At 39.2% G+C, this 22,915-nt stretch carries 20 protein-coding genes, 1 tRNA gene and 3 pseudogenes; 18 read left to right on the top strand and 6 right to left on the bottom strand.

What is annotated here, in order from left to right; translation table 11 throughout:
- The first annotated feature begins 22 nt into the window (after nt 1-22).
- From EJF26_RS01985 to EJF26_RS02055, 13 genes and pseudogenes are all read left to right on the top strand, one after another.
- Nucleotides 23-94 (top strand) — tRNA-Arg (locus tag EJF26_RS01985).
- A 170-nt stretch (nt 95-264) separates the two neighbouring features.
- Nucleotides 265-963, top strand: a complete 699-nt coding sequence (gene rnc, locus EJF26_RS01990; RefSeq protein ID WP_000661467.1) for a ribonuclease III — start codon at nt 265-267, stop codon at nt 961-963.
- Nucleotides 954-4,493: a chromosome segregation protein SMC gene (gene smc / locus EJF26_RS01995; protein WP_000280901.1), complete on the top strand. Its 3,540-nt coding sequence runs from the start codon at nt 954-956 to the stop codon at nt 4,491-4,493. The genes rnc and smc overlap by 10 nt, the downstream gene beginning before the upstream one ends.
- 143 nt (nt 4,494-4,636) lie before the next feature.
- A complete protein-coding gene (locus EJF26_RS02000; protein WP_000633639.1) occupies nt 4,637-5,563 on the top strand; it encodes a bifunctional riboflavin kinase/FAD synthetase in 927 nt (308 codons plus the stop codon).
- A 192-nt stretch (nt 5,564-5,755) separates the two neighbouring features.
- Nucleotides 5,756-6,364: pseudogene (locus EJF26_RS02005) on the top strand (type I restriction-modification system subunit M N-terminal domain-containing protein); the annotation flags it as partial.
- 125 nt (nt 6,365-6,489) lie between these two features.
- Nucleotides 6,490-6,771: a CD1845 family protein gene (locus tag EJF26_RS02010; RefSeq protein WP_001267287.1), complete on the top strand. Its 282-nt coding sequence runs from the start codon at nt 6,490-6,492 to the stop codon at nt 6,769-6,771.
- A 26-nt stretch (nt 6,772-6,797) separates the two neighbouring features.
- Nucleotides 6,798-7,226, top strand: coding sequence for a VOC family protein (locus EJF26_RS02015; protein ID WP_001033927.1), 429 nt, complete (start codon nt 6,798-6,800; stop codon nt 7,224-7,226).
- 63 nt (nt 7,227-7,289) lie between these two features.
- The gene (locus EJF26_RS02020; RefSeq protein ID WP_001001834.1) at nt 7,290-7,604 is read left to right on the top strand and encodes a TfoX/Sxy family protein; all 315 of its coding nucleotides are present in this window, start codon (nt 7,290-7,292) and stop codon (nt 7,602-7,604) included.
- Nucleotides 7,605-8,343: 739 nt separating this feature from the next.
- Nucleotides 8,344-8,763 carry a restriction endonuclease subunit S gene (locus EJF26_RS02030; protein ID WP_080563330.1) on the top strand — a complete coding sequence of 140 codons (420 nt, stop codon included), beginning with the start codon at nt 8,344-8,346 and terminating at the stop codon, nt 8,761-8,763.
- An 82-nt stretch (nt 8,764-8,845) separates the two neighbouring features.
- Nucleotides 8,846-9,082, top strand: coding sequence for an AbrB family transcriptional regulator (locus EJF26_RS02035; protein WP_000260599.1), 237 nt, complete (start codon nt 8,846-8,848; stop codon nt 9,080-9,082).
- Entirely contained in the window at nt 9,079-9,492 is a 414-nt protein-coding gene (locus EJF26_RS02040) for a type II toxin-antitoxin system death-on-curing family toxin (RefSeq protein ID WP_000219493.1), read from the top strand. Before EJF26_RS02035 ends, EJF26_RS02040 begins: the two co-directional genes overlap by 4 nt.
- A gap of 186 nt (nt 9,493-9,678) precedes the next feature.
- A pseudogene (locus EJF26_RS09985) lies at nt 9,679-9,894 on the top strand (hypothetical protein); the annotation flags it as partial.
- Nucleotides 9,895-9,911: 17 nt separating this feature from the next.
- Nucleotides 9,912-10,522: pseudogene (locus tag EJF26_RS02055) on the top strand (tetratricopeptide repeat protein).
- A 683-nt stretch (nt 10,523-11,205) separates the two neighbouring features.
- Here the strand turns inward: EJF26_RS02055 and EJF26_RS02060 are convergent.
- Genes EJF26_RS02060 through EJF26_RS09990 form a run of 3 tightly spaced genes read right to left on the bottom strand, consistent with a single transcriptional unit; the run spans nt 11,206 to nt 13,058 of the window.
- On the bottom strand, nt 11,206-12,024 hold the full coding sequence (locus EJF26_RS02060; RefSeq protein WP_000617740.1) for a TIGR03943 family putative permease subunit: 819 nt from the start codon (nt 12,022-12,024) through the stop codon (nt 11,206-11,208).
- Nucleotides 12,021-12,926 (bottom strand): permease, encoded by a 906-nt coding sequence (locus EJF26_RS02065; protein ID WP_000151881.1) that lies wholly within the window; start codon nt 12,924-12,926, stop codon nt 12,021-12,023. Before EJF26_RS02065 ends, EJF26_RS02060 begins: the two co-directional genes overlap by 4 nt.
- The gene (locus EJF26_RS09990) at nt 12,927-13,058 is read right to left on the bottom strand and encodes an SPJ_0845 family protein (protein WP_000268701.1); all 132 of its coding nucleotides are present in this window, start codon (nt 13,056-13,058) and stop codon (nt 12,927-12,929) included.
- Between the two features lie 136 nt (nt 13,059-13,194).
- On the opposite strand from EJF26_RS09990, the gene EJF26_RS02075 reads away from it, so the two are divergent.
- From EJF26_RS02075 to EJF26_RS02085, 3 genes are read left to right on the top strand one after another with little or no spacing between them, the layout of a single operon-like run.
- Entirely contained in the window at nt 13,195-15,324 is a 2,130-nt protein-coding gene (locus EJF26_RS02075) for a Tex family protein (protein ID WP_000359164.1), read from the top strand.
- Nucleotides 15,311-15,754 (top strand): SprT family protein, encoded by a 444-nt coding sequence (locus EJF26_RS02080; protein ID WP_001054537.1) that lies wholly within the window; start codon nt 15,311-15,313, stop codon nt 15,752-15,754. The genes EJF26_RS02075 and EJF26_RS02080 overlap by 14 nt, the downstream gene beginning before the upstream one ends.
- Nucleotides 15,755-15,813: 59 nt before the next feature.
- Nucleotides 15,814-16,086 carry a PspC domain-containing protein gene (locus tag EJF26_RS02085; protein WP_001092789.1) on the top strand — a complete coding sequence of 91 codons (273 nt, stop codon included), beginning with the start codon at nt 15,814-15,816 and terminating at the stop codon, nt 16,084-16,086.
- Nucleotides 16,087-16,190: 104 nt separating this feature from the next.
- Here EJF26_RS02085 and EJF26_RS02090 read toward each other — a convergent pair whose 3' ends face one another.
- Nucleotides 16,191-16,841 (bottom strand): ABC transporter ATP-binding protein, encoded by a 651-nt coding sequence (locus tag EJF26_RS02090; RefSeq protein ID WP_000571614.1) that lies wholly within the window; start codon nt 16,839-16,841, stop codon nt 16,191-16,193.
- A 1-nt stretch (nt 16,842) separates the two neighbouring features.
- Complete coding sequence (locus EJF26_RS02095; protein ID WP_000832036.1) at nt 16,843-18,837, bottom strand: DUF1430 domain-containing protein; 1,995 nt, start codon at nt 18,835-18,837, stop codon at nt 16,843-16,845.
- A gap of 413 nt (nt 18,838-19,250) precedes the next feature.
- Here EJF26_RS02095 and EJF26_RS02100 point away from each other — a divergent pair, with 413 nt between their 5' ends.
- Complete coding sequence (locus tag EJF26_RS02100) at nt 19,251-20,009, top strand: ABC transporter ATP-binding protein (RefSeq protein WP_000173369.1); 759 nt, start codon at nt 19,251-19,253, stop codon at nt 20,007-20,009.
- Between the two features lies 1 nt (nt 20,010).
- On the top strand, nt 20,011-21,999 hold the full coding sequence (locus EJF26_RS02105) for an FtsX-like permease family protein (protein WP_000489348.1): 1,989 nt from the start codon (nt 20,011-20,013) through the stop codon (nt 21,997-21,999).
- Between the two features lie 41 nt (nt 22,000-22,040).
- Here the strand turns inward: EJF26_RS02105 and EJF26_RS02110 are convergent, their stop codons facing one another.
- The gene (locus EJF26_RS02110) at nt 22,041-22,736 is read right to left on the bottom strand and encodes a VIT1/CCC1 transporter family protein (RefSeq protein WP_000137595.1); all 696 of its coding nucleotides are present in this window, start codon (nt 22,734-22,736) and stop codon (nt 22,041-22,043) included.
- Between the last annotated feature and the right edge of the window lie 179 nt (nt 22,737-22,915).

Raw genomic sequence — 22,915 nt, forward strand, 5'->3', positions numbered from 1 at the left:
TCTGTTATAATAAGACAAGTTTCCACCCTTAGTGTAATGGATATCACGTAAGATTCCGGTTCTTGAGATGGGGGTTCGATTCCCTCAGGGTGGATGTAAATAGCTTAAGAAAGCCTTTAAATAAGGCTTTTTTCTTTAAATTTTTCCTAAAATTGAAAATTTTCTTCTAAAAAAGCTAAATTTTCTTTAGTCTCGTTTTAAAGTGACTCAGGGGGCTTTTTTTGTTATAATAGAAAGGATCGTAATTATTAGAAAGAGGTTGGTATGAAAGAATTACAAACTGTACTGAAGAAGCGTTTTGCAATCGAATTTGCAGACAAAAAGCTACTGGAAACGGCCTTTACTCATACGAGTTATGCCAATGAGCATCGCCTCTTAAAAATTTCACACAATGAGCGCTTGGAATTTTTAGGAGACGCTGTTCTGCAATTATTGATTTCAGAATACCTGTATAAAAAATATCCTAAGAAACCAGAGGGTGATTTGTCCAAGCTCCGTGCCATGATTGTCCGTGAGGAGAGTTTGGCTGGTTTTGCGCGCGATTGCCAGTTTGATCAGTTTATCAAGCTAGGAAAAGGGGAAGAAAAGTCTGGTGGGCGCAATCGTGACACCATTCTTGGTGATGCTTTTGAAGCCTTTCTGGGTGCTTTGCTTTTAGACAAAGATGTGGCTAAGGTAAAAGAGTTTATCTATCAGGTCATGATTCCCAAGGTTGAAGCAGGTGACTTTGAAATGATTAAGGATTATAAGACACACCTGCAAGAGTTACTCCAGGTCAATGGAGATGTGGACATTCGCTACCAGGTTATCTCTGAGACAGGACCTGCTCATGATAAGGTTTTTGATGTAGAAGTTCTAGTTGAAGGAAAGAGCATCGGAAAAGGCCAAGGCCGTTCTAAAAAATTAGCAGAGCAAGAGGCTGCCAAAAATGCCGTTGAGAAGGGGCTGGATTCATGTATTTAAAGGAAATTGAGATTCAGGGATTCAAGTCCTTTGCTGATAAGACCAAAGTCGTCTTTGACCAAGGTGTGACAGCTGTCGTTGGGCCAAATGGATCTGGAAAATCAAATATCACAGAAAGTCTGCGATGGGCCTTGGGGGAGTCTAGTGTCAAAAGCCTTCGTGGTGGCAAGATGCCCGATGTCATTTTTGCTGGGACTGAAAGTCGTAAACCGCTCAATTATGCCTCTGTTGTCGTGACCTTGGATAATGAAGATGGCTTTATCAAGGATGCAGGACAAGAAATCAAGGTAGAACGCCATATCTATCGTAGTGGAGATAGTGAGTATCGAATTGATGGCAAGAAAGTCCGTCTGCGCGATGTACATGACCTTTTCTTGGATACAGGTTTGGGACGGGATTCCTTCTCTATCATTTCCCAAGGGAAGGTTGAGGAGATTTTTAATTCCAAGCCTGAAGAGCGTCGAGCTATTTTTGAAGAAGCAGCTGGGGTTTTGAAATACAAAACTCGTAGAAAAGAAACAGAAAGCAAACTGCAACAAACTCAGGACAATTTAGATCGTTTAGAGGATATTATCTATGAGTTGGACAATCAAATCAAGCCTCTTGCCAAACAAGCCGAGAATGCTCGTAAGTTTCTAGACTTGGATGGTCAACGCAAGGCTATTTACTTGGATGTGCTGGTTGCCCAAATCAAGGAAAACAAGGCAGAACTAGAGCTAACAGAAGAAGAACTAACTCAGGTTCAGGAACTTTTGACTAGTTATTACCAAAAGCGTGAAGAGTTAGAAGAGGAAAATCAAAGTCTTAAAAAGAAACGCCAGGAGCTCCAAGCTCAAATGTCCAAAGACCAAGGGAGCTTGATGGATCTGACGAATCTGATAAGTGATTTAGAGCGAAAATTAGCCCTATCGAAGTTGGAATCTGAGCAGGTAGCCCTCAATCAACAAGAAGCACAAGCCCGTTTGGCATCTTTGGAAGATAAGAGAAAGACTCTTAGTAAAGAGAAGGCGGAAAAAGAAGCAAACTTGGCACAGTTAGAGGAAAGTCTAGCTGAAAACAACAAGGAACTCAATCGTTTAGAGGCAGAATTGCTAGCTTTTTCAGATGATCCTGACCAGATGATCGAGCTCTTGCGCGAACGCTTTGTCGCTCTTTTACAGGAAGAAGCGGATGTCTCAAACCAACTGACTCGCATCGAGAATGAGTTGGAAAACAGCCGTCAGCTATCTCAAAAACAAGCAGATCAACTTGAGAAACTGAAAGAACAACTGGCTACAGCGAAAGAAAAGGCAAGTCAGCAAGAGGCTGAGCTTGAAACTGCCAAGGGGCAGGTTCAGAAATTATTGGCTGACTACCAAGCTAGTGCCAAGGAGCAAGAGGAGCAGAAAGTTTCTTACCAAGCCCAGCAGAGCCAACTCTTTGACCGTCTGGATAGTCTCAAAAACAAGCAGGCTAGAGCCCAAAGTTTAGAGAACATTCTTAGAAATCATAGCAACTTTTACGCGGGTGTTAAGAGTGTTCTCCAAGAAAAAGACCGTCTTGGTGGGATCATTGGTGCAGTCAGTGAACATTTGACCTTTGATGTGCATTATCAAACTGCCTTGGAGATTGCACTTGGAGCTAGCAGTCAGCATATCATTGTAGAAGATGAAAACGCGGCAACAAAGGCGATTGATTTCCTAAAACGTAACAGAGCTGGTCGTGCAACCTTCCTTCCTTTGACAACGATTAAGGCGCGTACAATCTCTAGTCAGAATCAAGATGCTATCGCTGCAAGTCCAGGATTTCTGGGCATGGCTGATGAGTTGGTGTCGTTTGACAAGAGACTAGAAGCCATTTTCAAGAACTTGCTAGCTACGACAGCAATTTTTGATACTGTAGAACATGCGCGTACGGCAGCTCGCCAAGTTCGCTATCAGGTTCGTATGGTGACACTGGATGGGACAGAGTTGCGTACAGGTGGTTCCTACGCGGGTGGTGCCAATCGTCAAAACAACAGTATTTTCATCAAGCCAGAGCTGGAACAATTACAAAAAGAAATTGCTGAAGAAGAAGCTGACTTGCGGTCAGATGAAGCGAGTTTGAAGACCTTGCAAGATGAGATAGCGTTATTGGCAGAAAGATTAGAAGCTATCAAATCACAAGGTGAGCAAGCTCGTATACAGGAGCAAGGTTTGTCCCTAGCTTATCAGCAAACCAATCAGCAGGTCGAAGAACTGGAAACTCTTTGGAAACTTCAAGAAGAGGAATTAAATCGTCTTTCTGAAGGAGATTGGCAAGCGGACAAGGAAAAATGCCAAGAGCGCCTTGCTACTATCGCCAGTGAAAAGCAAAATCTGGAAGCTGAAATTGAAGAAATTAAGTCTAACAAAAACGCTATTCAAGAACGTTATCAAAACTTGCAGGAAGAGGTAGCTCAAGCACGCTTGCTTAAGTCGGAACTACAGGGACAAAAACGTTACGAAGTAACTGATATAGAACGCTTAGGCAAGGAGCTGGATGATCTGGATATCGAACAAGAGGAAATTCAGCGTCTTCTCCAAGAAAAGGTCGATAATCTTGAGAAAGTGGATACGGCTTTGCTAAGCCAGCAGGAGGAAGAGGCCAAAACTCAGAAAGCCAATCTTCAACAAGGTCTGATTCGCAAGCAGTTTGAGTTGGATGATATTGAAGGTCAGCTGGATGATATTGCCAGTCATTTGGATCAAGCTCGCCAGCAGAACGAGGAGTGGATTCGTAAACAAACACGTGCTGAAGCTAAGAAGGAAAAAGTCAGCGAACGCTTGCGCTATCTACAAGCTCAATTAACAGACCAGTACCAGATTAGCTACAATGAGGCTCTAGAAAAGGCTCATGAACTGGAAAATCTCACTCTGGCGGAGCAAGAGGTTAAGGACTTAGAGAAGGCTATTCGCTTGCTGGGTCCTGTCAACTTGGACGCTATTGACCAGTACGAAGAAGTTTACAACCGTCTGGATTTCCTCAATAGTCAACGAGATGATATTTTGTCTGCGAAAAACCTACTCCTTGAGACCATCACAGAGATGAATGATGAGGTTAAGGAGCGCTTCAAATCAACCTTTGAGGCTATTCGTGAGTCCTTTAAAGTGACCTTTAGACAGATGTTTGGCGGAGGTCAAGCAGACTTGATATTGACTGAGGGCGATCTTTTAACAGCTGGTGTGGAGATTTCTGTCCAACCACCAGGTAAGAAAATCCAATCTCTCAACCTCATGAGTGGTGGGGAAAAAGCCCTATCAGCTCTGGCTCTGCTCTTCTCCATTATCCGTGTCAAGACCATTCCTTTTGTCATCTTGGACGAGGTAGAGGCGGCATTGGACGAAGCCAATGTCAAACGTTTTGGGGATTACCTTAACCGCTTTGACAAGGATAGTCAGTTTATCGTCGTAACCCACCGTAAGGGGACGATGGCGGCAGCGGATTCTATCTATGGAGTTACCATGCAAGAATCAGGTGTTTCCAAGATTGTTTCGGTTAAGTTAAAAGACATTGAAGAAACAGTAGACTAGTTACCAAACGATAGCATCTCTTAGGAGGTGCTATTTTTTAAAACTAAAGTGCTAAATTTTCTCTTAAGGTCAGTTCAGGCGTAAAAAACGACATTTGGGATTTCCTCTTAGCGAAAAGACTTTCTCTATGATATAATAGTTTCATGATTACAACAGTACCTATTAAGAACGAAAAAGATATTGCAGTACCGGGGAAAACAGTCCTTGTACTAGGTTATTTTGATGGCATCCACAAGGGGCATCAGAAACTTTTTGAAGTGGCCAGCAAGGCTTCGATGAAGGACTATCTACCAGTTGTTGTGATGACCTTTACAGAGTCGCCAAAACTTGCCTTACAACCTTATCAACCTGAGCTCATGCTTCACATCGTTAATCATGAGGAGCGGGAGCACAAGATGAAGTGGCACGGGGTAGAAGCTCTTTTCCTACTGGACTTTAGTAGCAAGTTCGCTAATCTAACAGGGCAGGAATTCTTTGATACTTATGTTAGAGCTTTAAAACCAGCTATTATCGTAGCAGGATTTGATTACACGTTTGGCTCAGATAAGAAAACTGCAGATGACTTGAAGGATTATTTTGATGGAGAGATTATCATTGTTCCTCCGGTCGAGGATGAAAAGGGCAAGATCAGTTCCACACGGATTCGCCAAGCTATTCTTGATGGAGATGTCAAGGAAGTCAACCATCTACTAGGCACACCTCTCCCAACCCGTGGGATGGTCGTTCACGGAAATGCTCGTGGACGGACTATCGGTTACCCAACAGCCAATCTAGTCCTAAGAGATCGAACTTATATGCCAGCAGACGGTGTTTACGTAGTTGATGTGGAAGTACAACGTCAGAGATATCGTGGTATGGCAAGCGTTGGGAAAAATGTTACTTTCGATGGAGAAGAGCCACGTTTTGAAGTCAATATTTTTGACTTTTCAGATGATATTTATGGTGAGACAGTCATGGTCTACTGGTTAGACCGTGTCCGCGATATGATCAAATTTGACACCGTCGAAGAGCTCGTAGATCAACTCAAGATAGACGAAGAGATTGCTCGGAACTGGAAGGGTGGAGAGTAGAAGATTTAAAAAAGTGAACCGTATTTTGTGTTTGCTTTTTTATTTTTGAAAGAAATTTTTATAGAGAGAAACATAATTGAAGCTTGATTGAAAATCTGTTAAAATAGTGATATTCATAACTTTAGAAACCAAAGAAAAGAGACTAATGTAATTACAGGCGAATTAAAAAATAAAATTGATCAGCTGTGGGAAATGCTGTGGACTGAAGGAAATGCAAATCCTCTAACAAATATTGAACAATTGACTTATCTTCTGTTTATGAAGGATTTGGATAGTGTCGAACTTGGACGCGAAAGCGATGCTGAGTTTCTAGGAATTTCTTATGAGAGAATTTTTCCAAAAGACAAACCTGAATACCGTTGGTCGACTTTTAAAAATATGGGAGATGCTCAGGAAGTCTATCGTTTAATGACACAGGAGATTTTTCCATTTATTAAGAATCTTAAGGGTGATACTGACGATACAGCTTTTTCACGTTATATGCGTGAAGCCATCTTTCAAATTAATAAACCAGCTACGCTCCAAAAGGTGATTTCTATATTAGACGAATTTCCAACTAGAGGGTCAGATATAGATTTTGATAGTGACACACAGGGGATTAATGATATTGGCGACATCTATGAATATCTGCTATCAAAATTGTCAACCGCAGGTAAAAATGGACAATTTCGTACACCTCGTCACATCATCGATATGATGGTTGAGTTGATGCAACCAACTATCAAGGATATTATCTCAGATCCTGCTATGGGGTCTCGTGTCATAATAATGACAGAGGCAAATAGTTCAATAAAATCAAAGGTTTTGAAGCTTCTACCAAAGTTAAAAACTGAAGAAACTGATAGTTTATGTGTTGCTTAAAGCTACTATCGAGTAAAATAATAGTTGTAAGCAGCACATAAACCAAAGAGAAAAAGAGGTAGTGTATGCGATGGATATTAAAAATTATCTTATTTCCGATTAGTCTTGTCTTATCAATTTTGACAGCTTTTCTGACATTTTTACTTGGTATTGGAACGGCGTTGCTGTATATCGTTATGGTGTTCTGCATATTTGGAGCATTAGCTTCTTTCGTTCAAGGAGAAATCGGAATAGGTATATCTGGATTGGTTATCGGTTTCCTGTTTAGTCCTTATGGACTTCCTATGATAGGAGCAACAGTGATAGCGTTTATCGAATTGATAAATGATAGGATAAAAGCGGTGTAGACAAATTAGAATTTGGGGAGGTAGTAATGAATAAGATTACTTGTATCTGCTTAGGTGTTAGAGATATGGAAAGGTCAATCAAGTTTTATAGAGATGGTTTAGGATATAAGACTAACTGTAAAGAAAATAATCCGCCAGTATGTTTTTTCGATACTCCAGGAACAAAATTTGAACTATTTCCTTTGGAACAATTAGCAAAAGATATTGATGAGAATAATCCACCAAAGGGAAATGGATTTTCCGAAATTACATTAGCGTACAATGTTGAACATAAAGAAGATGTTGATAGTGTAATTGAATTAGTAAAAAAAGCAGGTGGAAAAATTGTAAAAGAGCCACAGGAAGTTTTCTGGGGTGGATATCATGCGTATTTTTCGGATTTAGATGGATACTACTGGGAAGTTTCGTGGGGACCAAATTTTCAATTTGATGAAAATGGATTGCTGAAATTTTGAGGATAAATAGGGAAAGAGTTACCATCAAGTAAGGAATATTTGAATTTGAAGGAGGTAATCATAGTGAATGAATTTAACGAATTTGTTCGTGAGATTTTTTCCGCAGCAGGTGATATTGTCATAAAATCCATGATGGGTGGATACCTTATATATTTTAACGGTAAGTTGATAGGTGACATTTGCAATAATGAATTATTTTTAAAGAGAACGCCGACATCTGACAAACTTCTTTCAGACTCAGAATTGCGTTATCCGTATGAGGGTTCAAAGACATTGATGTATGTATTCGACAGATTTGAGGATCCGGATTTGATTACTGAACTACTGGAAGGTATGTATGCGGAACTGCCTGAAAAGAAACCCAAGAAAGCTAAATGAGACAGACCAGCTTCAGTTTGTAGAGACAGAGAAATTAGAACTTGCGAGGTGGAAGTATATATATCTATAACATTATTTCTTCATTTAGATGAAATAAAAAATGATGATTTTGATTTGGAAAAATTCAATATAGAAATGGAAAGAAGGTATACTGAAACAACAAATATCATAAGCAATAACAAGTTATTTTCTTATGATATTTGTTGGGAAAATTATTCAGAACACTATCAGTTTACCTTGATGATAGCTAGAAAGCGAACTACTTTTCCATAGAATATTTTAATTCCAATAATAGAATTTATGATTATGCTAATTTTATTATGTGGTTGAGCATGTTCTTCAATAAAGAAAAAAGTATTCTCCTATGTGATGAAAATTATGAAGATACCTTGATTTTATCTTCTGATATATCCATAGAACAACTTGAGAAGTGGTTGCAAAAGTCTGGTATATAAATTAAATATGTTTATGTATGTTATTTGCTTTCTGGATATTTTTAGTGTAAGATTTCGGCAAGAAATTAGCATGTACAGTATATGACTTGATGAGCGGATTAATGCAAATCCCGATTTAACGAGATATTTGGATCAAAGAAGTTTGATAAGGTAAGTATTTCTGAACTGGTTGACGATAGAATAGAAACTGCGAAAAAAATATTTGATCAACACGATACAATTAAATACATTGATATTTCATCAATGATAATAAAAATTATAAAATGACTGGTTTTCAGGAATATATGTTAAATCAAGCTCCATCGAGAGCTCAACAACATATTAGGAAAGGAGACATTGTTGTCTCAACCGTCCGACCAAATCTTAAAAATATAGCAATTACGGAGCTAGATGATGAGAATTTGGTAGCTTCCAGCGGATTCTGTGTGCTTAGAGCTTTGAAATGTTTACCAGAATATTTATTTGCAATAATTTGCTCTGATAGATTTACGAATAAAATGACTAATATTGTTACAGGAGCTAATTATCCTGCAATTAAATCTTCCGATATAATGAATTATATTGTTCATTTACCTCCAATTCAGTTACAAAACGAATTCGCAGACTTTGTAGCTCAAGTCGACAAATCACAATTGGCAATTCAAAAATCTCTGGAAAAATTGGAAACCTTGAAACAATCACTTATGCAGGAGTATTTCGGTTAAGATTTGAGATGAAGTAGCAGTTTTACACTATCATTGTAATTACGGTAATTATTTGTTATAATACTTCAAAGGAGGAAATCAGATGGTAGTAAAAACAAGAAAGCAAGGAAATTCAATCACCATTACGATTCCAAGTGAGTTCAATATTCCAAGTGGTGTTAAATACGAAGCGAAATTGTTACCAAGTGGCGAAATTATCTTTACTCCTGAAGAATTGGATCATCAGGTTTCTTATGTTTCTGATGATGCCTTTGACTTGAAATTGGATACAATTTTTGATGAATACGACGATGTTTTCAAAGCTTTGGTGGAAAAATGACAGTCTATCTAATAGAAAAGCAAATTGAAAAAATCAATGCTTTAGCAATTCAACGGTATTCTCCAAATGAGCAAATTCAAACAGTTAGTCCTTCAGCGTTAAATATGATTGTGAACTTACCAGAACAATTTGTTTTTGGCAAACCTCTTTATCCAACAATTTTTGATAAAGCAACAATATTATTTGTCCAATTGATAAAGAAGCATGTTTTTGCCAATGCCAATAAACGAACAGCCTTTTATGTTTTGGTGAAATTTTTACAATTAAATGGTTATCACTTTTCTGTTTCTGTGGAAGAAGCGGTTGATATGTGTGTGACTATAGAGGTAGAAGCTTTAACTGATGAAAAAATGATAAGCTATTCTAAATGGATTTCTGAACATTCTATCAGAGAAAAGAACAAAAAGTAAGCTAGTTTGCTGGATTGAAATGAGCATAAGAAAATAAATGAACAGGCAATATTAGAATTCTGTAATACAGAAACTGATATTACCTCTTTTTATTGATGAGTAATAATGAAAGTGAGAATTTATGGAATCAAAAGTTACAATTATCATGCAAGAAATGTTACTACTTTTAAATAATGAACAATTACTATTTGGGGGAATAGCTGGGAACTAAATGGTCTCCAATTTGGTATTACTGCAGGGGAGTCTCCAGAATTTGATGATGAAGTAGTCGCGAGAAAGTATAGTCGTGTCCCACTTTATTATGACTGGCACCCTGAATTTGAAGATTATTATGGCTTCAGCTTAGCTTGGAAAAAATACGAGTCTGATAGCGATTTGTCAATATATTTCTATACAACGTAAGATGCAGGAGGATAAGCATGAATCAAGCATGGGAATTATTGTTTGAGGGCAAGTTGAAGAAGTTAAAAAATTAGTTGAAGCTGATTTTTCTTTGGAAACTTGCACTAATTTTAGTTTATTAAATTTGATGGGCTATATCTATCTTGAAGAGCAAAATTATAAGGAGTGCTTAAGTATCTACCAGTCTTATATTGACTTAGCCCGAATTAAAAGTGACCGAGAAAATGAACATGTTGGTTATCATCAGTTAGCGATGGTCTACAGGGAAATGGGTCATTTTCAAAAAGCTCTACTCTATATCGATCAGGAAATGCAAATTATAAAAAAGTATTTTCCCAATGATGCTTTGAAATTTTCTGTTAACAACTATGAACAAGGCTACCTTCGTTTAAAGTTGGGAAATCTAGAAGAGGCAGAAAGCTATATGCAAGAATCTCTAGATTTTGCTTTGACAACTGAGGACTTCATTGCCCAAGCCTGTTCCTATAGAGGGATGGGAGAGATTTATCTGAAGCAAAATTCAAATAAATCACGAGATTATTTTTATCAATCTATTCAACTCTTTGAAAAATCTGAGGATAAAATTGGAGCAGACGAGGTAAGAGCTTTATTACAAAATGGAAAGTAGTCCAACCGAGCTGAAGAAAAACAGTAAAAAGCGGAGATTCATGGCGCACAAAAGAGGCTAGTTCATAATTTCAACAACTGGAAGTTATGAACTAGCCTCAAAAGTTTGACAGAAAAAATCCAGTTATGGGACTTAGTGCATTTATATTATGCCTTCATTTTACAGAAACCGAAAATAAATAACTATTTTTAATATAAAATTTTGTGTTTTATCATATTTTTTTGAAAAAAGCTAGTAATTTGACTGAAAAAATTTGCAATTCTCCACAAGAAAATATATAATATAGTTGAGATGGAAAAACGTTTTTCAAAAGGAGGTGCACATTATGTTCTTAGGATTCTACTTCCGTTTTTGGCTCAGCATTTGGTGGCGTTAATAGAGGTTAGTGGTTGTTAAATTAAACTCAAATAGCTTTATGCCAGTAAGAAACTGAAATATTCAGTTTAATATGAGTTTTATTTTTCTAGTAAATCAACGTTTTCTATCACAACTCTATTGCAGTTAAGCTATGATATGTGATAATTGTCAACCCTATCTTGTTAACATTTTTATGGTCTCGAGAAATCTTATTTCTTGGGACTTTTTCTATTGTTTGAAAGGTTGTCTGTTGATTTTGTTGAACTAGGAGAACAAAAAAAGACAAACTACTTTAAAAAGTAATTTGTCTGTTGTCGGGTTACTTTTTATTGAAAGACACGATAGACATAAGGATTTTCTGGTTTATCTACTTTTGTGAAACTCTCAACTTCCAGTGTTGGGAGTTTTTGTTTGAGTTCTTTATGGTAGTGGAGGGTCAGGGTTCCCCTAGCGGTAATCCAAGTATTATCAGGATACTGGTGTGAATTTCCCTTGGTCAAGAGTCCATATACACCAGAGTCTGCTATACAGTGGATTATCCCAAAGCGAAAGAGGAACTGGCTATCTGGATGGCTAGGATCGTTATAGACAAAGCCTGTAAACTCGATTTTCTTTCCTTCAAACTCTTGTGGATAATCATAGAGAACTTCCATGACTTCCATGTAGTTTTCGTCTGTAACCTGAATGGTTGGCTGGGCAAGGTATTTATCAGCTGTAGTCCGCATTTCCTTTTCATAAGCAGACTTGGAAAAATAGGTACTGGTGTCGGGTTTGAGGTATTGACTGGATGTACCTTCGCTTGCCTGAATAGTTGTATCGATTCCCTCAGCAAGCGGGAAATGATAGCCTTTGGCAGATACGGTTCTCGAGTCCAAACTTACTGTCGGAAAGGCAACTCCAATCAAGAGAGGTAGAGACAGTAAAAGGATACTGATTTGTCTAGTTCGCCGACTTTCCATATGGCTGTGAGAGTTGATTTTCTTAATCCAGATGTAGAATTGGACCAGAGCCAACAGAAGAGAAAGGACCATGGAGATATAGACTAGATAGGAATAGTGGAGGTTGATGTAGTGGCTAAGCTTGCCAGATAGCTTGAGGTAAAGGGTCAGAGCAAAATAGCCCAGTAGAATGAAAAATCGAATCATAGCATCACTCCTATCATGTAAGAATAAAGCAAGACAAGCAGAGTCACGATGCCCATGAATTGCCAGATGAAGTTGGCCTTGAGATAGTGTTTCATCATGAGGAGATTTTTGATATCAAGCATGGGACCAATGACTAGAAAAGCAAGGACTGGTGCTAGGCCAAAGCTCGAGAGGAGAGAAGCTCCGACAAAGGCGTCCGCCTCGCTACAAAGAGAGAGGAGAAAGGCTAGAAACATTAGCAAGAGAATCGCAAGTATTGGACTTGCGCTGATAGAGGTCAGGATCCGAGTTGGGACATAGACTTGTACGATGGCCGCAAAGAGACAGCCAAAGACCAAGTAACGACCCATATCGAAAAACTCGTCAATAGCTTGTATAAAGACCTGAAAGACCTTTCCAGCAGGAGTCAAGTATGAAAAGTCATGTTCATGACAAGTAATAGAATTCTCTTTTTGAATGGGTTCCTTCCAGAAAAATCCTAGGAAAATCCCCAGAACCAAAGCAATCACAATAGCTCCCAGAGCTCGCAAGAAGGCAAATTTTATTGAATTACCAAAGGCAGAATAAGTAGCGAAAAGAACGATAGGATTGATGATGGGAGCAGTCACCAGAAAAGGAACTGCCGTGTAGCTGGGGACTTTCTTTTCCAGAAAACGATTGATAATCGGGACGATTCCACACTCGCAAGAAGGAAAGAGAAAGCCAATGAAGGTACCAAAAAAGATTCTTCCCCAACGATTGCGAGGAAGAAACTCATACACTTTATCAGGTGTGATATAGACCTCAATCCACCCCGAAATGAGACTCCCAATCAAGACAAAAGGAAGGGCTTCAATCATGATGGAGAGAAAAATAGCCCCCGCTTGTAATACACTAGGAGGAAGAGATTGGAAAATCGTCATCTATTTTTTCTTCTCAACTTTTTCTTCTTTATCATTGTTATCTGGAAAAGTAACCTGAGTTAAGTCAGGAAGTTTGGCAAACTTTTCAAACATCTTGTCCAAGTCGTCGGTTTTTGTAAATTTAACAGCCATAGGCCTACCTCTTTTCTACATTCTACCTCTATTATACTATTATTTTGCGGAAAAGGGATTATTTTTATTTTGATAATCAAAGAGGTAAAAATAGGTAAGGTGAAACAAGCTTTGTTCCTTATGGTATAATAGGTTTATGGATAAAAAATATGAAAAAATCTCCCAGAATTTGGGTGTAACCTTAAAGCAAATCGATACTGTTCTAAGTTTGACGGCAGAAGGGGCGACGATTCCCTTCATCGCACGTTATCGCAAGGATATGACTGGTAGTTTGGATGAGGTGGCGATTAAGGCTATTATCGACTTGGATAAAAGTCTGACAAATCTCAACGACCGTAAAGAAGCTGTCTTGGCTAAGATTCAAGAGCAAGGCAAGCTAACAAAGGAATTGGAAGAAGCTATCTTAGCTGCCGAAAAACTAGCAGACGTAGAAGAACTCTACCTTCCATACAAGGAAAAGCGACGGACCAAGGCAACCATTGCCCGTGAAGCTGGACTCTTCCCTCTCGCACGCTTGATTTTGCAAAACATAGCTGACTTAGAGAAAGAGGCTGAGAAGTTTGTCTGTGAAGGATTTGCGACTGGTCAAGAAGCCTTGGCTGGTGCGGTTGATATCTTGGTTGAAGCCTTATCGGAAGATGTCAACTTGCGCTCACTGACCTATCAGGAAGTGTTGAGACACTCTAAAATTACTTCGCAAGTCAAGGACGAAAGTCTCGATGAAAAGCAAGTTTTTCAGATATATTACGATTTCTCAGAGACAGTTGGCAACATGCAGGGCTATCGTACCTTAGCTCTCAATCGTGGTGAGAAACTAGGTGTCTTAAAAGTCGGATTTGAACATGCGACAGACCGTATCTTATCTTTCTTTGCTGCTCGTTTCAAAGTCAAAAATGCCTATATAGATGAAGTGGTTCAACAGTCAGTTAAGAAAAAGGTCTTGCCTGCTATCGAACGACGCATTCGGACAGAATTGACTGAGAAAGCAGAAGAAGGAGCTATCCAACTCTTTTCTGACAACCTGCGCAATCTCCTCTTGGTTGCTCCGCTGAAAGGGCGCGTGGTTCTAGGATTTGACCCTGCTTTTCGTACAGGTGCCAAGCTGGCTGTCGTTGATGCGACGGGTAAAATGCTGACGACCCAAGTCATTTATCCAGTAAAACCAGCCTCCGCTCGTCAAATTGAAGAAGCCAAGAAAGATTTGGCAGACTTGATTGGTCAATACAGCGTGGAAATCATTGCCATTGGAAATGGGACGGCCAGTCGGGAAAGCGAAGCCTTTGTGGCGGAAGTTCTGAAAGATTTTCCAGAAGTGAGCTATGTCATCGTCAATGAAAGTGGTGCTTCTGTCTACTCTGCCAGTGAACTTGCTCGTCAGGAGTTTCCAGAATTAACTGTTGAAAAACGCTCTGCTATTTCTATCGCTCGTCGTTTGCAAGATCCCCTCGCTGAGTTGGTCAAAATCGATCCCAAGTCAATCGGTGTCGGTCAGTACCAGCACGATGTCAGTCAGAAGAAACTGTCTGAGAGTCTAGATTTTGTCGTCGATACCGTGGTGAACCAAGTTGGTGTCAATGTGAATACCGCTAGCCCAGCTCTTCTTTCACACGTAGCTGGACTCAATAAAACTATCTCTGAAAATATCGTCAAATACCGTGAAGAAGAAGGAAAAATCACTTCACGCGCTCAAATTAAGAAAGTTCCTCGCCTGGGAGCTAAAGCCTTTGAGCAGGCTGCTGGTTTCCTCCGTATTCCTGAAAGTAGTAATATCCTTGATAATACAGGAGTTCACCCAGAAAACTACGCTGCGGTTAAGGAGCTCTTCAAACGCTTGGATATCAAGGATTTGAATGAAGAAGCACAAAATAAGCTTAAGTCCCTTTCAGTTAAGGAGATGTCGCAAGAACTGAATCTCGGCCCAGAAACGCTTAAAGATATCATTGCTGACCTTCTCAAACCAGGTCGAGACTTCCGTGATTCCTTTGATGCACCTGTGCTTCGTCAAGATGTATTGGATATCAAAGATCTTGTTGCTGGGCAGAAGCTGGAAGGTGTGGTGCGTAATGTCGTTGACTTCGGTGCATTCGTTGATATTGGGATTCACGAGGACGGTTTGATCCATATTTCCCACATGAGTCGCAAATTTATCAAACACCCCAGTCAAGTAGTGTCAGTCGGTGATTTGGTAACGGTTTGGGTTAAGAAAATCGATACTGAACGTGAAAAAGTCAATCTGTCGCTCCTCGCTCCAGATGAATCTAACTGAGTACGTTCAGTCTGTTTCACTCGAAGACTTTGGTAGGCCTTTTACCCATCAAGCCCAGTGGAATCCTCGTTTGCGAACGACAGGTGGGCGATTTTTCCCTAAGGATGGGCATTTGGATTTTAATCCCAAGGTTTATAATGAACTAGGTTTGGAAGTCTTTCGCAAAATCGTGCGCCATGAGCTTTGTCACTATCACCTTTATTTTCAGAAAAAGGGGTATCGCCATAAGGACCGAGATTTCAAGGAACTTTTGAAAGAAGTGGATGGACTACGCTTTGTACCACCTTTGAAAAGTCAGGATAGTCACCTAGTCTATCAGTGCCAATCTTGCCAGCAAACCTATCAACGCAAGAGGAAAATTGACACGAAACGCTACCGCTGTGGCGTCTGTCGAGGTAAACTCGTTGTCTTAAATCGGCCTAAGGACTGATGTTCTTGTTCCCGTTTTATGCTATACTACTTGTAAGAATACCGAAAGAGGAACAAATCATGAATACAAAATTTTATAAAATGAGACGAAATCGCATGGTGTCAGGAGTTTTGGCTGGCCTATCAGACAAGTGGAAACTTGATGTAACCCTAGTCCGCTTTCTCTTCGCCATTTTTACTATATCAAATTTTGGGATTGGTGTGATTATTTACATCATCCTCGCCTCTATCCTGCCAACTAAGGAAGAAATCGAAGCAGAAATGTACGGAACAGGACCACGCAAACGCAAGGAAGCCGAGGCTATTGATGACAATGATGGCTGGTTTTGGTGAGATTTAACAGGAAGTATTTATTATTTGCACTATGTTACTTAAAAGAAGCAGCATAAATGACTGAAAATCCCTTGTGGCTAAATAACCACAAGGGATTTTGGTATTTAAGTATATTCTTTTCCATCTTGAGAGAGATGAATTACCTGATCAGCCATTTTCCAAATACTAGGATTGTGAGTTGCGATGATAATTGTTCTATTAGCATTACGAAGTTCAAGGAGAATTTCCATAATTTCCTTGGAATTTTTTGGATCTAGCGAGGCGGTAGGCTCATCGGCTAAAATTAAAGGAGGATCTTTCAGGATAATCTTAGCAAGCGCTACGCGTTGAGCTTCACCACCAGATAATTCATAGATTTTTTGGTTGAGACTTAGATAATCTAGTCTGACAGCTTGTAGTGCTTGAAGAAGAAGTCTCTCTTTTTCTTGTTTCTTGTTCTGTTTTTTGCCAATCAGTCCCAGCTCAAGATTTTCTCGAATGGTCTGACTTTCTAATAGTCCGAAGTTCTGGAAGAGATAACCTAGCTCGTTACGATAGAATTCCTCATTTTTTAGTGAAGTTAAAGGCTTTCCTTTGTAAACTATTTCTCCTTTGTCGAAAGTCTCTAGTTTTGCAAGCATATTGAGCAAAGTGGTTTTTCCACAACCACTGTCTCCTATCAAAGCATACACCATACCACTTTGAAAATTCAGATTCAAGTCTGAAAAAATAATACGAGAACCAAATTGTTTCCAAATATGTTGCAATTCAATCATACTATCCTCCTTTGATAATGCTAACATAGGTTTTACTTTCCTTCTTATCACAGATTTTCAATAGAAGAACGGCTAAACTTGAAAAGCTGAAAAATAGGATCAGGGTAATCCAGATATTCTTAGAAATAATGAAAGCTAGACCACTTCCGAGAAAGAGAGCTGCTATTTGAGAAGTGATATATCTATTGTGTAATTCAAAGAAATAATAGCCTGCGATTTTTTTCAAGAATATGGTTTTGCGAAAGGCTTCAAAATAGAGCAGATTTAAACTTGTAAACAGCAAAATTGAAGTCAAAATAGCAAACATAGCACTCGCTAAGTTACTAAAAATTTCGATTTTAATTTTTTGATTTAACTGGAGATAGGTTTCCCTAGCAGGCGATAGCCTTGAGACCATATGATCAAGTTGATAGTGTTTCAAAAGTTCTTGTGTCTGGTGGAGGTCTGTAAAATAGAGATATTCTAGATTTGTAAACCAGAAGATGGAGGAAACCTTACCAAGTGCTTTAGGAGAAAGCACAAGAAAGATGGGATTTGATAACCATTGATCATAAGCGATATGGGTGGTATTATAAATGAATACATCTTTTTTTTGATCAGTATAAGTTATACTAACTTCGAAAGTTTGATTAGACTTGCTACTGTATAATCGGTTGGTTAACTCTTGTTGCAAGGTTGCTTTTATATCTTTTTCATTTTTTTGTAGTTCTTCTGGGAGTATGGCAAGAATCTGTCTATCTTTTAGGTTGTTGATTTTTTGAAAGGTTTCTGATGATAAGTCCATACCTTCCTTTTGGAAGTAGTTGGGCGTGACGTAGAGAATATTTTTTCCTTCCACACCATAAGGGTTATTTTCAGTTTCATTATGATTTGAGGTAGCTTGCTTAAGAGCTTGCTCAACTAGATTATGTTTAATAAGGAAGGCATTCTCATTATCTATAGCATGCTGAATAAAGTCAAACCATTTATCAGCATTTGTCTGCAGTTCATCTAAATTTTTCATCTGACTGGAACGCCCTGTTTGAAGAGTAATAACATTGGAGCGTTGTTCCCAAGTAGCTTGTCCAGCCTCATTTTTCTCAAGTATATGATAGTAAGTAGACATACGTCCAAATCCTACAATAACCAGTAGAATGGCAAGTACCTGACCAAAGTAGAGAATGCGTAGAATTGACTTGATTGGTAATTTTCCTTTGATGATAGAGAGGAGATGGACTTTTTTTAAAGAAATGGTAAAAAGAAAGGCAATTAGAAGACTAAGTAAGAGAAGTAGGCTATTGTAAAGAATAAAAAGTATTCCTAGAAAAGTCTGAACTTCATAAGGATATCCCAAGGAAATGAGCAAGATACATGCTATCAGCAAAGCAGGTAGACCAAAAAGAAGGATATCAAGTCCGTCTCTTGCGAGAGAACGAAAGAAGAGATAGCTCAGCCGCTCTCCAGAAATCAATCTAATCCCTGACTGAGAAAGAGATTGAATCTGACCGATAACAATTAAAGCTAAGAAAGTCAGCAAAAAGATTAACATACTGATGAGCTGATCAGGTTGGGTAAAGATGGCCAGTACGAAGGATACTCTGTCATTTTCAAATGCATTCGCTTTTTCTAGTCCAAGTTCTTTCAGATGAGTAGCCAATTCTTGACTAGTTAGGGATCCGCTGATAATATTGTAGTTGTTGAGAAGATCGCTCTTGTGAATGCTTTCTTGACTTGCTGGAGGCATCCAGTCTGGGAGTTGCCCATCTCCAAAAGCTTCGTAGAGAGTTCTTGATTTTCCATCACTATCTACTTCCCAAATGGTTCTTGCGATGAGACTATTATGTTTTCTAGCAAGGCTGTCTAATTCTTGTTTGAGGGTAGTATAATCGGCTTGTCCACTGTGTACAGCCACACCTGGAAATAGGCGTTGAGGAAGAGCTTCTTTCCAAAAGGACAGAGTCGCAATGAGAAAGAAAGTTAAAAGAAGATTGCTGATGAAGAGAAAAACACGTTTCATAGGAACCTCTTTCTAAAAGAGGGGCTGAACCTCCCTCCTTATAGCAGTGATACGAATGATAGTTTAGCACTTTTAAAAATAATTAGCAGAAAGCCTTTTCATAATTTAATTTTACTATTATTTTAAGAATAAAACAAGCAATGACAGGACTTCTTATAGTAGCTATTTTCAAAAAAATTCTTCAATCTTACAAAAATGTAAGATTAAAGTCTCTTTTGTAAGGTTAGGTTATGGCAGGCCGCCTTTTTTTGCGATAAACTAGACTCATAAAGAACAAAGGAGCAAAAACATGAAAAGAATCTTACAAAAGAAAAGAAGAAAACCAGGTCAAAAAGATATCGAGCGTGTTCAGCTGGGATGCGCTATGATGCAAGCACAGTTTCAATTGATGGGATATTAAGAAGGAGAAAATCATGACACTTTTAGATGTAAAACACGTTCAAAAAATCTATAAAACACGTTTTCAAGGCAACCAAGTAGAGGCACTCAAAGATATTCACTTTACCGTGGAAAAGGGTGACTACGTTGCCATCATGGGTGAGTCTGGTTCTGGTAAATCAACCTTGCTCAATATCCTAGCTATGCTGGATAAACCAACTCGCGGGCAGGTTTACCTAAACGGAACAGACACAGCCACTATTAAAAATTCACAGGCTTCGAGTTTCCGTCGTGAGAAGTTGGGCTTTGTCTTCCAAGATTTTAACTTACTAGATACCTTGTCTGTTAAGGACAATATCTTGCTTCCGCTAGTTTTATCTCGAAAACCCATCACGGAGATGATGAAAAAATTGGTAGTGACAGCTGAAAATTTGGGTATCAACCAATTGCAAGAGAAGTACCCTTACGAGATCTCAGGTGGTCAAAAGCAGCGGGTAGCAGTAGCACGCGCCATCATCACTGAACCTGAAATTCTCCTTGCGGATGAGCCAACAGGAGCCCTTGACTCCAAGTCATCTGCAGCTCTTCTCGATGTATTTGATGAAATCAATGAGCGTGGTCAAACCATTCTCATGGTGACTCACTCAACCGCGGCAGCCAGCAGGGCCAAGCGTGTCCTTTTCATCAAGGATGGGATTCTCTACAACCAAATCTACCGTGGAGACAAGACAGAACGTCAGATGTTCCAAGAAATCTCTGATACCTTGACTGTCATGGCAAGCGAGGTGAATTAGTATGTTCCGATTGACCAATAAGTTAGCGGTGTCCAACTTAATCAAAAACCGCAAACTCTACTATCCCTTTGCTTTAGCTGTTCTCTTAGCTGTGACCATTACTTATCTCTTTTACTCCTTGTCACTCAACCCCAATATTGGCAAGATTCGAGGGGGAGAAACTATCTCCATGACGCTTGGTTTCGGTATGGTGATTGTCACTATTGCCTCAGCTATCATTGTCTTTTATGCCAATAGTTTCGTCATGAAAAACCGTTCCAAAGAACTAGGGATTTACGGTATGCTGGGTCTCGAAAAGCGCCATTTGATCAGTATGGTCTTTAAGGAGCTTCTTATTTTTGGCTCCCTAACCTTGACAGCTGGACTTGGCCTAGGAGCTCTCTTTGATAAGCTAATCTTTGCTCTGCTTCTGAAGCTGATGAATATGAAGGTGGAGCTCGTAGCAACCTTCCAACCAACCGTCTTTATCCTAGTTATCCTTATCTTTGGAGCTATTTTCCTAGGTTTGATTTTTATCAATGCCTTTCGGATTGCACGTATGAATGCCCTCCAGCTCTCTCGTGAGAAGGCCAGTGGTGAGAAAAAAGGACGTTTCTTAAGTCTTCAAACTATTCTAGGTTTGGTTAGTATGGGAGCTGGTTATTACCTAGCAGTTACAGTTGAAAATCCACTTTCTGCTGTTCTGATTTTCTTTGTAGCGGTCTTGCTGGTAATCCTTGGTACCTATCTCTTGTTTAATGCAGGAATCACAGTTTTCTTACAAATCTTGAAGAAAAACAAGCGTTATTATTACCAACCCAACAACATGATTTCTGTATCCAATCTCATCTTTCGTATGAAGAAAAATGCGGTTGGTCTTGCGACGATTGCTATTCTTTCAACCATGGTCTTGGTGACCATGTCTGCAGCAACGAGTATCTTCAAGGCTTCAGAAACCTTCAAGAAATTCATGAATCCACATGATTTTGGAATTTCAGGGCGAAATGTCGAAAAAGAAGATTTAGATAAACTTTTGAGTCAGTATGCTAGCGATAAGGGATTAACTGTCACCAAAAAAGAAGTCTTTCGTCACAGCAATTTTGGCATTGAAAGTCAAGATGGAACCAAACTCCGTATCTTTAAAAAGGGGAATAACTTTGTCCAACCAAAAACCATTTTCATGGTCTTTGACCAAAAAGACTATGAAATCATGACTGGTCAAAAACTCTCCCTTTCAGGTAATGAAGTTGGATTGTTTACCAAGAGTAAGGTACTTGAAGGGCAGAAAGAACTCACTTTAAATGACCAGACTTACACTGTTAAAGAAGAAATTAAAAATGATTTCGTTCTGGAACATGTGCCAAATCAGTTTAACATCCTCACATCTGACTACAATTATCTTGTTGTGCCTAATCTGCAAGCCTTTATTGATCAATATCCTGATTCCTCTCTCTTTGATCAACTTTATGGTGGTATGAATGTAACAGCTAGTGAGGAAGAACAGCTCAAACTCGCTGACGATTTTTCAAAATTTCTTAATAACTTTAATAGAGAATTAAACAAAGAGGGAAGCTATGTATACGGAAGCAATCTGGCTGATAGCAGTGCACAAATCAGTGCCCTCTATGGTGGAGTCTTCTTCATCGGTATCTTCCTCTCTATCATCTTTATGGTGGGAACAGTGCTCGTTATCTACTACAAACAAATCTCTGAGGGTTATGAAGACCGTGAACGCTTCATCATTTTGCAAAAGGTCGGACTTGATCAAAAGCAAATCAAGCAAACCATCAATAAACAGGTCCTAACTGTTTTCTTCCTCCCCTTGCTATTTGCCTTCCTACACCTTGCCTTTGCCTATCATATGCTTAGCCTCATCCTAAAAGTCATTGGGGTACTAGATGCGACCATGATGTTGACCGTTACACTTTCCATTTGCGCCATCTTCCTCATCGTCTACGTCTTGATCTTTATGATTACCTCAAGAAGCTATCGCAAGATTGTGCAAATGTAAAAAAAAGATACCTCGATATTTGTCGAGGTATTTCTTTTATCTTAGATACTAAAGAGTTGTCCCAAGAGGAAGGTTACACCCATGGTGAGAAGTCCGATACAGAGGTTACGGATCATAGCAGTTTTCGTAGGAGCCTTGCCTAGTTTAGCACTGCTATAGCCTGTGATGAGAAGAGAAAGGGCTACGATAAAGACAGTAGCAGGGATCCGATAGTCACTTGGAAAGACGGTAATCGAAAGCATAGGAGGAAGACTTCCTAATATAAAGGCGATAAAGCTAGAGATAGCAGCATGCCAAGGATTGGTAAATTCTTCGTACTCGATACCGTATTTTTCCTCGACAAGGGCTTTGAGTGGATTTTTTAAAAAGGCCTTGTTGGTCAAAAGTTGGGCGGACGTTTCACACTCACCATTTTGAAGGTAAGCAGCATAGAGGGATAGTTTTGCAGATTCGATGTCCTTATCCAAGAGCAACTGTTCTCTGGCAACAGCGGCTTCTTCCGTGTCTTTTTGAGTGGATACAGAGACATATTCGCCACCGGCCATAGAAAAAGCACCAGCGAGAATAGCGGCCAATCCTGATAAAAAGATAATCCAGATATTGCTCGTCGCACTCGCTACACCGATAACGACTCCAGCGATGGAAATAATCCCATCATTGGCACCGAGAACACCTGCACGCAGGATATTGAGTCGTCCTGCAAAGTTTGCATCAATTTCATGTTTCAATTCTGTCATAGTCATCTCCTTTCTCTCCATTATAGAGAAAAGAGTAGGGGAATACAAACTTTTTAAACTATCTGAAAAAAGTTCTACGATTCTAATTTTTAAGCGCTTTGAAGTTTCTCCGAAAAAGTATTGCTATCCTACTGTACTAGTCCTTTTTCAGCTTATCTATGGTATAATAGAAGGTAGAT

The sequence above is a fragment of the Streptococcus oralis subsp. dentisani genome, from assembly GCF_007475365.1.
GTDB lineage: Bacteria > Bacillota > Bacilli > Lactobacillales > Streptococcaceae > Streptococcus > Streptococcus mitis_AX.